10 protein-coding genes, 1 tRNA gene and 1 pseudogene are annotated in these 12,175 nt (G+C 62.7%); 5 read left to right on the forward strand and 7 right to left on the reverse strand.

Annotated features, from left to right (window positions below; genetic code table 11):
* Positions 1-90: 90 nt before the first annotated feature.
* Positions 91-756 carry a ThuA domain-containing protein gene (locus AKG07_RS09910; RefSeq protein WP_053097715.1) on the reverse strand — a complete coding sequence of 222 codons (666 nt, stop codon included), beginning with the start codon at positions 754-756 and terminating at the stop codon, positions 91-93.
* 77 nt (positions 757-833) lie between these two features.
* Here AKG07_RS09910 and AKG07_RS18235 point away from each other — a divergent pair.
* From AKG07_RS18235 to AKG07_RS09920, 3 genes and pseudogenes are all read left to right on the forward strand, one after another.
* Positions 834-1,010: pseudogene (locus tag AKG07_RS18235) on the forward strand (DprA-like winged helix domain-containing protein); the annotation flags it as partial.
* 54 nt (positions 1,011-1,064) lie between these two features.
* Positions 1,065-2,027 carry an ROK family protein gene (locus tag AKG07_RS09915; RefSeq protein ID WP_053097716.1) on the forward strand — a complete coding sequence of 321 codons (963 nt, stop codon included), beginning with the start codon at positions 1,065-1,067 and terminating at the stop codon, positions 2,025-2,027.
* Positions 2,028-2,067: 40 nt separating this feature from the next.
* Positions 2,068-3,297, forward strand: a complete 1,230-nt coding sequence (locus tag AKG07_RS09920) for a multidrug effflux MFS transporter (protein WP_082297889.1) — start codon at positions 2,068-2,070, stop codon at positions 3,295-3,297.
* Positions 3,298-3,353: 56 nt separating this feature from the next.
* Here AKG07_RS09920 and AKG07_RS09925 read toward each other — a convergent pair whose 3' ends face one another.
* The 4 genes from AKG07_RS09925 to AKG07_RS09940 all read right to left on the reverse strand — a co-directional run bounded on the left by AKG07_RS09925 (position 3,354) and on the right by AKG07_RS09940 (position 8,650).
* Positions 3,354-4,328 carry a carbohydrate ABC transporter permease gene (locus tag AKG07_RS09925; RefSeq protein ID WP_308418028.1) on the reverse strand — a complete coding sequence of 325 codons (975 nt, stop codon included), beginning with the start codon at positions 4,326-4,328 and terminating at the stop codon, positions 3,354-3,356.
* The gene (locus tag AKG07_RS09930; RefSeq protein ID WP_233277243.1) at positions 4,325-5,188 is read right to left on the reverse strand and encodes an ABC transporter permease; all 864 of its coding nucleotides are present in this window, start codon (positions 5,186-5,188) and stop codon (positions 4,325-4,327) included. Before AKG07_RS09930 ends, AKG07_RS09925 begins: the two co-directional genes overlap by 4 nt.
* A gap of 133 nt (positions 5,189-5,321) precedes the next feature.
* On the reverse strand, positions 5,322-7,028 hold the full coding sequence (locus AKG07_RS09935) for an extracellular solute-binding protein (protein WP_082297891.1): 1,707 nt from the start codon (positions 7,026-7,028) through the stop codon (positions 5,322-5,324).
* A 68-nt stretch (positions 7,029-7,096) separates the two neighbouring features.
* Positions 7,097-8,650 carry a carboxylesterase/lipase family protein gene (locus AKG07_RS09940; RefSeq protein WP_053097720.1) on the reverse strand — a complete coding sequence of 518 codons (1,554 nt, stop codon included), beginning with the start codon at positions 8,648-8,650 and terminating at the stop codon, positions 7,097-7,099.
* A 181-nt stretch (positions 8,651-8,831) separates the two neighbouring features.
* Between AKG07_RS09940 and AKG07_RS09945 the strand changes: the two genes are divergently transcribed.
* Positions 8,832-9,548 (forward strand): FadR/GntR family transcriptional regulator, encoded by a 717-nt coding sequence (locus tag AKG07_RS09945; RefSeq protein ID WP_171821944.1) that lies wholly within the window; start codon positions 8,832-8,834, stop codon positions 9,546-9,548.
* An 8-nt stretch (positions 9,549-9,556) separates the two neighbouring features.
* On the opposite strand, the gene AKG07_RS09950 is transcribed toward AKG07_RS09945, so the two are convergent.
* Positions 9,557-10,642 (reverse strand): glycosyl hydrolase, encoded by a 1,086-nt coding sequence (locus AKG07_RS09950; RefSeq protein ID WP_201778456.1) that lies wholly within the window; start codon positions 10,640-10,642, stop codon positions 9,557-9,559.
* A gap of 370 nt (positions 10,643-11,012) precedes the next feature.
* Positions 11,013-11,103: transfer RNA gene (locus tag AKG07_RS09955), tRNA-Ser, on the reverse strand.
* Positions 11,104-11,276: 173 nt separating this feature from the next.
* Here AKG07_RS09955 and AKG07_RS09960 point away from each other — a divergent pair.
* Positions 11,277-12,053, forward strand: a complete 777-nt coding sequence (locus tag AKG07_RS09960; RefSeq protein ID WP_053097723.1) for a hypothetical protein — start codon at positions 11,277-11,279, stop codon at positions 12,051-12,053.
* Positions 12,054-12,175: the final 122 nt, after the last annotated feature.

A 12,175-nucleotide genomic window follows, 5' to 3' on the forward strand; every position in this document is an offset into this window, starting at 1 on the left:
TGTCCTTCGCATGGCTTACCTCCTTGTAGTCCGTGAATGACTCAGAACGCTACATTATGTTCACACTTAGGACAAATGCCTGCAAGCGTTTCAGTCTTGGTTCTCCGTCAGCCACGCGAGGCTCCGTCTCAGAATCTCGCTCCGCACGGGCGAGTCGAATGATGTCTCGTCGTGCCCCAGCGCGTCGTATACGACCCGGGTCGCCCCATATTCATGGGCCCACAAGAGAGGGTGCATCTCACCGGCGTGCTCGTGAAAAGCCAGCGCCTGCACGTTCGGGCTCACTCGCAGGCTGGTGTATCGCTCGTCCCAGACCGTAAAGTCCTGCAACCCTCGCGTAATCGGGTGGTCTGATGGTGGGACTTCGACGAAAGCTTCGCCGATCTCGGGATGCATCGACGTTCCGGCGACCCATCTCCCGCCGACAACTTCCTCCCATTCGGGCATATGAGGGAACGAGGTAGCGGAGACGTGGTGCGACCACACTGGGCGTCCCGACCGGACGTAGTCCACGAACCCGGCTCGAGCTGCTCCGAACGTTGAGGACTCAAGCCCGTGCCGCGTGGGGTTGCCGACGTCGAAGACGAGCAGATCCACATCGTCGAGTCGGCTCAGCTCCGACTCAACGTCGCCACTGATTCGGACGCGGGCACCACTCTGCTCCGCAATCTTCGCGATCCGAGAAGATGTTGCCGCGAAGTCGTGCCATGGATCGGAGTATCGACCTTCACCCCGAAGTACCAGTACTGTCTTCATGCGCGCTCCAGCCTGTTGTCTATTTGTGCAAGACTAGAACTTATCAGCCACTCCGCTGCATCGATGAGAGGAACGAGATGAGGGCCTCATCAACCTCCGGCAACACTCTGGAGGACACTCGTCGGCGAAACGTGTCAGCAGTGCTCACTTTGGTGCATTCCGTCGGCCCCGTGTCGCGAGCAGAGATCGCCCGGGACACAGGACTGTCACGGTCGTCCGTCGCAACAGTCATCGCCGACCTTGAGATCGCTGGAATCGTGAGGCAAGACGCTGCGCTTCCTCCCGGACGCGCAGGACGCCCCTCCCCCGTGATCGCCCCGACTGATCAGTTCCTCACCGTGACAATCAACCCGGATGTGGATGGTGTGCGCGTTGCGCTGTGTGGACTGGGTGGGCGCATCGTGGCCCAGACCTTCAGACCGAGTAATCGTGTACTGACCCCATCTGAGGCAACGGAGTCTGTCGCCGCAGCTATCGCTGATCTCCACGCGGAAGTCCCCGCCTCCCGCCTTATCGCACTCTGCGCCGCGATCCCCGGCCGCGTAGACAGGTCCGGCGTCGAGATCGTCAATGCTCCTCACCTGCGATGGCGCAATGTTCCGTTCGCGGGGATGTTGCGCGACGCTACGGGCCTACCGTCCCAGCTCGTATTCGATGCCGTTGCGGGGCTGGCTGCGGAACAGCACTGGGGCGCTGCTCGGGACACCGACGATGCGGTGTATCTGTACGGCGGCCCGGGTGGCATCGGCGCTGCGGCACTCGTCGACGGGCGCATCCTCCAAGGTGCGAACGGCGGCGTGGCGCGTCTTGGACACCTCCTAGTGGCACCTGACGGTCCTGTGTGCAGCTGCGGCAACGTCGGCTGCCTGACGACCGTGGTCTCGTCTCACATCCTCGCCTCGGCGATTGGTGCCCCCTCCGTCGCTCCGGACCAACTGCATCGAGCTCTCTTAAAGCACCCCAGTGCGCACAGGAGTGCGGTGCTTGAACGGCAGCTCGACTACGTCTCCACAGCTCTCCGTTCTATTGCGAACATCTACGATCCCGACATCGTGATCATGGGCGGGCTATTCGGGTTGCTGATGGAGTTCGCGGGAGAGTCACTTCTCCAACGTTTGTCAGACAGCACTGCCTCGGTCTTGCGAGCGCCAGCGCGACTTCTCGCTCCGGCGCTCGGCGAAAATCAGCTCCTCATCGGTGCCAGCGACACTGCTTTTGGTCCGTTACTCAACGATCCGATAGGCGTATCTGCCGTCGACGTCCTCGCATGATGGACTCTGCTCGGGTGACTCGCCGTCGCGAGCACCGCCAATGAACGAGCGTCGTCGCGGATCGGACGATGGCGTGAGCCGACGGCGCATTGCGTATGTCGTCGCCCTCGGGTTGCTCCAGACCCTGAGCACCTTCACTATCGACATCTATCTCCCCGCGTTCCCTCAGATTGCCGGTGCTTTCGGCGTCTCCGAGTCGTCGATTCAGTTCACCTTCACCGGAGCGATGATTGGGATGGTAGCGGGGCAGTTCTTCGCCGGACCATGGAGCGATGCTGTGGGTCGTCGGCAGCCGATGCTCATCGCCACTGTCGCTCATGTCGGCGCATCGCTCGCATGTGCCCTCGCCCCATCCGTGGAAATGCTTGTGGTCGCCCGGGTAGTTCAGGGCGCCGCGTCGGCCGCGACAGGCGTCGTCGCGCTCGCAATCGTGCGAGATCTGTACTCCGGCCTCGCCATGATGCGGATGCTGGCATCGATGTCTTTGATCTCCGGCATGGCGATTGCCGTCGGCCCACTCTTCGGGTCTCTTCTGCTGGAGGTGATGGACTGGCGAGGCGTTTTCGCGTCTCTAGCTGGATACGGGTTGGTGATCGGCCTCCTGGTACTGCTCCTGATCGGTGAGACGTTGCCAGCTGAGCGTCGTCACGGAGGCGGGCTCAGGGCGCGGATATCCGCGATGGGACGCGTCGCATCAGACCGACCATTCGTCGGCCTCGTTCTCGTCACCTCACTCGCTTGGGCCGGCATGTATGGGTACCTTGCCGCATCGTCTTTCCTGTTCCAGCGCGTCTACGGTCTGTCCGAGCTGCAGTACGGGCTGGTCTTCGCTTCCCACGCCTTGATGATGCTGCTCGGCACGCAGCTGAGCGTCCGGATCGCCCATCGCATCGAGCCACGTCACATTGTCATGCTGTCGACCGCCGGGCTGGGCCTGTCTGCACTCGGCTTGCTCATCGTCGGGCTTGCGCCTGTAGGTTCGCTCATCAGTGTGATGGTGTTCCTCTGGGCCTTCACGTTCTTCCTGGGCATCAACACCCCGTGCATCCAGACTCTTGCGCTTGCGCGCCATGGCGGCGATGCCGGCACGGCAGCGAGTCTCCTCAACTCCACTCGCCAAGGTTTCGGCGCTGTCGCAACTCCGATAGCGGGGCTTATCGGGGTGACGAGCGCGGCACCGATTGCGGTGGTCATGGTCGTAGGTCAGATCGCCGCCATCGTCATCCTGTGGGTGGTCGTCCGACCCGGCCGCCTCGACCCAATCGACTGACACGAAAAAGACCGCCCCGACAGTAGGACTGGTCGGGGCGGTGCGTCGTCCGGAACTCAGCCCTTGATAGCGCCCGTGAGCATGCCCTTGGTGAAGTGACGTTGGATGAACGGGTAGACGATGAGGATCGGCAAGGTGGCAAGCACGACCACCGCCATCTGAACGGACTGGGACGGCGGGGTGGGCACGTCGGATCCGATGATGTCGGTGAGGACTGACCCTTGGATCACGTACTGGTTGAGGACGACCTGCACCGGCCAGAGGGTCGAATCATTGATGTACAGAAGTGCGTTGAAGTAGCTGTTCCAATAACCCACTGCGTAGAACAGGCCGACGACGGCGAGCACCGGTGCCGAGAGCGGGAGGATGATCTTCCACAGAATCCTGAAGTCACTCGCCCCGTCAATTCTCGCCGACTCGAGGAGGCTTGCCGGGATGCTCATGAAGAAGTTGCGCACGACGACCATGTTGAAAGCCGAGATCAGGCCCGGAAGTATCAGCGACCACAGGGTGTTGAGAAGCCCGAGGTTCTTCATGAGCAAGTAGTTGGGGATGATGCCGGCACCGAAGAACATCGTAAAAACAACGATGAGGAGGATCGCCCGGGTACCAGGAACCTGCCTGGTCCGGCTGAGCCCGTAGGCCATCGTGACTGTGAAGGCGAGGGACAGGGCTGTTCCGACAATCGTGACGAAGGCGGAGATCAGCAGCGACCTAGTCACGATATCTCCGGAGAGGATCGCTTGATAGGCATCCAAAGAGAACGAGGTCGGGAGGAATCCGCTCGTCTGCGCATCCTTCGAGGCGAAGCTCATCGAGATGATGTAGACGAAGGGGTACAGCATCACCAGAACGATGAAACCGATGATGATCGCTTTCGCCGCCTGGACGGACGCCGATGGGCGCCCCATCCAGGCGGGGCGGTCGCTTGGCACATGGCGGCGCCTGCGCGTGGGGGGAGTGCGGTCAGTGTTTCGCTGTCCGGCAGGCTCCGGCATTCTCTCCGTTTTTGGTGCTGCTGTCGTCGTCACAGTACGCCGTCCGTTCCCATTTTCTTCGCCAGTCGGTTCGCGCCCAGAACCAGCAGTGTGCCGATGATTCCCTTGATCAGTCCGGCGGCCGCGGAAATGCCCCAGTCTCCGCCGACTACGCCCCGGAAGTACACAAACGTGTCGATGACCTGTGCCGCATCCGCGCCGACAATCGGTTGCTGGAGGAGGAGCTGCTCGAATCCCACCGTGAGTACGTTGCCGACGGTCAGGACGAGGAGCAGGGAGATCACCGGCACCAGCCCAGGCAAGGTCACATGCCACATCTGCCGCCATGGTTTGGCACCGTCGACAGCAGCTGCTTCGTATAGTTCTTGCGGTATCGCGGCGATGGCGGCGAAGAAGATAATCGTTCCCCAACCAATGTCTTTCCAAATGACCTGTGACGTGACGAGCAGTTTGAACGTGTCCGGGTTGGACATGATGTTGACGCCGTCGACCCCAATCGACTCGAACAGGGCGGCCACTGGCCCCGCACCGCCGAGGATCTGCTGCCAGATCGAGATGACGATCACCCAGGAGATGAAGTGCGGGAGATAGACAATGGACTGCACGACCCGTTTGATCCGGTTCGATAACAGGCTGTTGAGGAGGAGTGCCAGCAGAATCGGGGCAGGGAACGAGAAGACGATCTGCAACAGTGCGATGGTTATGGTGTTCGCGACCGCGCGACCCACCTCAGGGTCGCTGAAGATACGGATGAAGTTGTCGAACCCAACCCATGGTGACCCTTCGATACCCAAGAACGGCGAGAAGGCCTGGAACGCGACGACGTTGCCGAAGATCGGCACGTAGGCGAACAAGACGAAGAAGAGCAGACCCGGAAGGACGAGGGCGTACATGCGCCACTCCCGACGCATCCTCGTCAGCAGCGGCGTCCTATGCCGTCGGACGGCAGCTTCCTTGCGGTGGTCCTGCGCCTCAGTACGAGCGACCGGCTTTTGGGTTAGGTCAGTATGTGCCTCTGTCATGAGGTTATTTCCGCTCATCGAGTAGCTTGCGATAGTCGGACCTGATTTGGTCACCACCGGCCCGCTTCCAGTCGGCACGCCAGTCCTTGATGGCGGACACGGAGAGCTTCCCGGAGACGATCTTGTTGCGATAGTCATCGTTGATCTGGGTGAGCTGCGCGCCGCGACTGGTCTGAGTGGTCGAGGTCAACCCGACGACGGGACTGTCGACGGCAGCGTTTGTGAGGTACTCCATCTGCGCAACCAGCTCCTCGGCACGGCCAGCATTCTCGTTGTTGAGCATGATGTACGGCGGCGCCGTGACTCCAAGCCACTTCAGACCTTGAAGGTTCGCAAGTGCCGTGGCGTCGCCGGTCGAGACGACCTGCTTGTCGGGGCCGAAGGTGTAGTTGTATCCCTCAAGACCGGAACCGCCGATGAAGAGGTTCTCCTCGGTTCCAAAGGGTGCCGCCCACCAATTGAGGTAGCGAAGCAGCTCGGCGAGGCGCTTGGGGTCCTTCGCTGCCGACGCAGAGATACCGTTGAATCCTCCATACCCTGGCCCAGCTTGAACCACGATGTCGCCGCCTTTGTGCCCGGGCGGCATCAGGTACCCGACTCGGGCGCCGGGCGTGCCCTGCTCCACCTGGAGCATTCCTTGCGAGGACAGCCATGCGGGATCATCGAGCTCGAACGCAATCGACCCCTCGAGCCACAACTGCTTCTCCTTGCTGCGCTGCGAGTCGGACCCTAGAGCAATCGCATCCGGGTGGAACACCTTCCTCTTCCAGAGGTCAGCAAGGTACTCCATCGTCGCTTCAAACTCGTCGGTCTCGATGGTGTTGACAAGCTTGTTGCTCTTCGTGAGTGTCCAGTCGGCGCCCGCCCCGAACATCCATCGTGCGAGCAACTGGATCTGACCAGTGCCGAGTCCGCCGACCGCCCAGACGCGTCGTCCGGCGTGCTCGCCGAGCTGAGCGATCTCCGCGAGAACATCGGCGAACGCGGCGGCGTCCTTGGGCTGCCCTGTGGCGCCAACCGCATCCATGAGATCCGTGCGTATGACAGGACACGCCGTTACTCGAGGGCTCGTGCGCGGCACACCCATGATGCGGTTGCCTTTCGCGGAGTTCCTCCACGCGTGTGTGTCGAGATTGGCGAGGTTCGGGTATTTGAGAACTGCATCTCCGCCGAGCACGTCAGATAGGTCAGCGAACGCACCCGCCTGCAGCGCCTGCTGAACTGCCGGCACTTCGTCGCGCAGGTACATGATGTCGGGAAGCACGCCTCCCGCGAGGGTCGTCGCGACCTTCGCGTCGTAGTTGTCGCCTGACGCGTAGCTGGGCTTGAAGTCCGCGTTGATTCTCTTGTTGAGCTCTCGCCAGAACGGGTTCGAGCTGAGCGGCGCCGGTGGTGAGAAGTACAGCATCTGGAAAGTCTTGAGCTCACCGCCGCGTCCGGGCGCCGACGCGACACTAGCCCAGTAGCTGGCAGGGTAGGTCGTATAAACGGGCTGGACGCCGGGGACCTTGCTGACGATTGCCGTCGCGTCTGCAGCTCGCTGCGCGCGGAAAGCGGGGAGCGTCAACTCTGCTCTTGTCGCTTGGGCGGTGGTGCCCCCGCCTCCCGGGGCACAGGCCGCGAGCGCGAAGGCGGCGATTCCACCAAGCCCGACACCCAGTGCCGTTCGCCGGGTCACTTGGATGTCGCGAAAAGGGTTTGGGGTAGACATTCAGCTTCTCCTCTGAAGGTGATGCGGGGTTCTTTGTCAGGGCGGACGTGTGCGTTGGGGTGTCGGTCTCAGATCATCCCGGCCGTCGAGCGAGCTACCTCGAGCAGTCGTCGGCGTTCAGCGAACGGATCATGGACGATCTTGGTGGTCTCGTCGAAGACGATGGTGGCGCGCTGCGACTCGTAGACCGGCCACTCCGGATCGTCTACCTCCTGGATCCGACCAGTCGCCGCGAAGGCAGCCCAGGACGCACTCATGGTCGCGCTCAGAGCCATAGGCGGTGCTTCTCCGAGCTCCTCTCGCGCAGCATCGCTGTCGTCGAGGTGCCGGAATACGAAGGGGAGTTCAAGCGAGTGGCCTGCTCGACGTGCCCAACCCGCGGTGTCGGGCCGTTGCCAGGCAAAAAGATAGCCATAGGTGGTCCCGCTGGCATTGCGTCGAGCATCTAGCAACCGGCTCGCCGGCTTGCGATAGAGGCGGTCTGCGACGTACGACTCCAACGCGTCGACCGCGGTTGCGGTCACGCCGTCATCTCGAGCACATGCCTCGATGTACTCCGCCGCTGTGACGGTGTGGCCGTCCGCTACCAGTTCGCTCTGGAGCGCAGAGATGGCGTCGCTCTCACCCGTGCGGAGCAGGTCGATATACCCTGACGCCTCGTTTCGGTTCGTTCCGATGATTGCGTCGATATGTGCGCCCGCGCCAGCTGCAATTGCGTGGAGGGGGATGTCGTGGACGAATCGGTGATCAAGCACCGGACGGAAAGGGATGCCCGGTCCACGCCGGGTGGCCTTCCAGCGGTCGACGACACGCTCCTGCGCCGCGATGAGTTCCGCCGCTGAGCTGCCGAGTAACAGTTCGGGCGCCGCGTGCGGCCCCGCGAGTTCCTCGAGGAGCTCGTTGGTTACCTCGGCAGCCTCATCGAGAGTATGTACGCGTTCTGCGGTCGCGCTCTCGACGATCACTCTTTGGAACGGCGCGCTGTCGGCGCTCTCCGCCAAGAGGGTGGCAACCGCAACCCCGCCTGCTGATTGACCCATCAGCGTGATGCGCGACGGATCCCCGCCGAAAGCTGCAATCTCGTCACGAACCCACTCAACTCCTGAGAGCGTGTCCCGAAGCGCTACGTTTCCTGCATCGCCGTAGTCGGCGCCGAAGAAGTGGTCGAGCCGAAGATACCCGAGCGCCCCGAGCCGATAACTGATGGCAACAACAATGAGCCCATGCGCCGCGGCGAGCCGCGCCCCGTCACAGAGAGGATGCGCATTGGAACCGTAGAGATGTGCGCCGCCGTGCACCCACACCAGCACCGGACGAGGCGAGGACGAAGGTGCCGCCGGAGTCCAGACGTTGGCGGTGAGACAGTCTCGCTCGCTCATGGACAAGCCCGCGGCACGTCCCGGATCCTGCCAGGCAATCGGTCCCTGTCCGCTGTCGCGAACCCCGGCCCATTCGTTCGGCCGCACGGCTGGTTGGTATCGCTCGTCCACACGGGCGAACGGGATCCCCAGCGAGGCGACGGCGTCGCCATCGGGCGTACTGACCAATCGACCACGCACGCGGCCTGCGGTGGTAGCGAACTCGAGCACCTGTCTCCCATCGTCGTTGATGACCTCGATCATGCTCCGGTCCGCAAAAGTTGTCAAGCAACTTTTTACAATTACTGGATCGCGTCCCGTTTGTTTCATTGATTCTGCGGGCTGCGGCTGCGCATTTGCGCGCTGTTCCGAAGAAACTTGTCTGTCTTCTTTGCCCATCGTGCCTCTGGCCAAAGTTGTCTGATATGTTTTCGGGATGCAGCGCATGGCAACCGGCGACTCCCGTGTTGAAGAGATCGCAGACGACCTTCAACAGCGACTTGCCGACGAGTTCGACTTTGGCGCGAAACTTCCGAGCGAGTCTGAACTCGCTGATCGGTACGACATCAGCCGCGCAACGGTTCGCGAGGTACTTAAGGTGTTGAGCGGACGCGGTCTCATCGAGTTGGGTCGCGGCCGTCGAGGCACCGTCACACGCCCGACCGGTGCAGTCTTGGGGATTCAACTGGGAGCTCTGGTTCGTCGAGACCCTCAACGCCTCATTGAGCTCGCGCAAGTCCGAGACTTCCTCGACGAGTTCGTCGCTCAACGTGCAGCCGAGCAATCCTCCCCTTCTTCCGCCCATGCGGTCGAGTCTGCACGGGTTGCCCTCGACCGGATGCGCGATGCCGAGTCGGGAGATGAGCTGGGTGTGGCCAATGGTCAGTTTCACGCGGCCCTCGTGGATGCGGCCGGCAGCGAGGTGCTGTCTTTCATACTGGAGGGAATCGAGAGCGCGTTGGTATCGACACAACGCTCCGCCTACGGCGGCAAGCTAGTTCGGAACGAGACGACCGATGATTCGTTGGCCGTGCACGAGCATCTTTTCGCCGCAATCGTGGAGCGGAACGTCGATGCTGCGCGCGGCGCCGCGAAGGAGCATGCCCGGCTCGCACGAGCAGGCCTGCGCTATCGCGTCGCCGCGCTTCTTGGCATCCGATAGGTCGCCGCCTACGGGAGCACCACCTCACCCTGATTCAGCACCCTCGAATGGAAGTACGTGTTCTGAATCTCAGTGTTGGTGTTGTTGCCGCGGAGTTGCTCGGACCAGATCATGAAGTATGACCATCGCGTCTGAGACTGCAAGAAGGCGGCGTTCGGGACTTTGCCCATCTCGGCGATGGCAATCGGCTTCGTCCCCGCAATGGTCTGCAACTGCTGATAGTCAGCCGCACTCGGGTAATCCTTGTACCAAGCATCGATGGACACGACGTCGACGTAAGAGTTGCCGGGGTAGTAGTTCGACCACCCTCCCGCAGGGTTGTCCTGGATGTTCCACACCCAGATCAGGTTGTCGAGGCCCTGTGAATCGAAATAGTCGCGCATCTGCTGGAAGATCTTCGCTCCGCCGTTCGCCCCGGGTCGCCCACCCCACCAGTTCCAGGTCTCGTTCATCTCATGGAAGGGCCGGAACAGCACCGGCACGCCCGCATCCTTGAGCTGTCGAAGATAGGGCACGACCTCCGCCATACGCTGCCGCCAAGTGTTGTTCAGCGCGGTGCCACCTGTGACGATCTGCGTGAACTGCGTGTTCGAGATCTGCGTCTTCACACCGCCTTCGAACTCACAGGTCGACGGGCCGGTCGGAGAGCAGGCGTGCCAGGTGAGCGTGACGAGCGAGCCATTCGCCCACTCTGTCTTCGCCTGATCTATCACCCTCTGCCGATTAGCCGCATCCTGTGCCCGGAACATCAGGTCACCTCCCCACAGGCCGGGGTACTGGCCAGTGATGTCCTTGACCTGTTGCGTGTACTGGCCCGGCAAATTCGCCGGCTCTTTGTTGTGCTGGCCGGACACGATGTTCCCGCCCGCGATGTTCCGCAGGTACTGGAGCACCGTGGCCTTCGTCTTTGGGGTGAACGCCTCTGCGGGAGCGGGTTGCGCTGCTGCGGAACCGAGCAGTCCGACGAGGACTGCGGCGCCCACTACCCACCGGGCCCGAGCTTTGATCCGTGAATACATCTCGATCTCCTTCCGACACTTCGTCGTCGAAGCGTCTTCAGGATCCAGGCTGGTCATCCCGACGTAGCGAGTCAAGGGTTAATTCAATAATTTATGTAAGTGTCGAAATGCTGGCTCGATCCTGGCCCCAGCTCTCCGACGCGACAGTCGTTGACCCGTTACCTACAACCCGCGCCCCATGCCACCAGCGAACTCGCCCGCGACCTCGGCGCTCGGATACCCGTCGGAGCCGATGAGGAGGTAGCCAGTGCGCGTGCCGCGACTGGGAGACGACGAACCCTGGGCCGCTGCCTGGCCGATCGTCGGCGTTCGAGCTTGCGAGCACAGGGGGCAGAGGGACTGGAAGCGTTCTGCTTCGGTTACTGCGCCGTTACCGCAACCGCCACTCCAGACATGACGAAGGCCCCGCATCCCAGTGTTTCCAGGGGATTCGGGGCCTTCGTGGTGGCGGTGACGGTGGGATTTGAACCCACGGTAGGGGGTTACCCTACACAACTTTTCGAGAGTTGCACCTTCGGCCGCTCGGACACGTCACCGCGGACTAGCTTACGACAACCCGGGCCACGGCGCGAATCGAGTGGGTCGGACGAGTTCTCGACGGGGCCCTTTTCTCCGGCGGTGCCCCCGTCGGCTGTCGCGCCCGCTGGTTAGGATGGCCTAAGGCATCCGTCACGGATGAGCCGCGGAGTCGAGGCACGGAGGGGACGCAATGGGCTTCATCACATCGGAGGCGCTGGCAGAGACCGGCTACGTCGTGCTCGATGACCACGATCAGGCGTCCGATCCCGCGGAGTGGCTCGATCTCGAGTACATCGGCTGGCGCTCGTCGGGCGTCACCCGCTTCGCCCCGCTCGCCAGCCACGCCGGCGCGATCGAATGCAACGGCTTCTGGAACCAGACCCCTCCCCGCACCGACAAGGACGGCGTGTGGGTCGAGTCGCAGGTCGCGATCGCCCCGACCCTGCAGCGACGCGCCCTCGAGCCGGGCGCCGGAGTCGGCCGCTGCCGCGTCATCGAACTGCAGCCCAACGACTACGCGGATGCCGTCTACAACCTGCACCAGGACGACAACAACCGCCTCAACGAAGACGGCACCGGCTGGGTCGTGCGCGGCTACTACAACCTGTCCGATGACACGGATTCGCTGCTGCTCCTGCGCTCCGACCGCTGCGACCCGGCGACCGAGATCCGCCTGCCGTTGCGCGAGGGATCCCGCATCATCGTCGACACCCAGCGCTTCTGGCACGCGGTCTGGCACCGCGGCACGACCCCGCGGTACGCCCTCATCACCTCGTGGACGTCGGGTCCCGAGCTCGACGCCTACATCGAGGCGAACCACGGCGACCCGCACCCGGCGACCGTCGACCTCGACCCGCAGCTCGTCGACGACGCACAGGTCGAACTCCACCGTCGCATCGAAGAGCGCCGCCGCGTCTTCGAGGCGCAGGGCATCGTGATGGAACCGCGCGCCGACCTCAGCGTCTGACCTCCGCGCTTCCTCGGTCGGGCATGATGACGAAGCCCCGCCCCGATAGGTCCGGCATCTGAACTCGGCCGGGCTGGCGTCCGTCTGCAGGACCGATGCACGTATGCAGGACCAGAACGCGG

It is taken from the genome of Microbacterium sp. CGR1 (genome assembly GCF_001266755.1).
Taxonomy (GTDB): Bacteria; Actinomycetota; Actinomycetes; order Actinomycetales; family Microbacteriaceae; genus Microbacterium.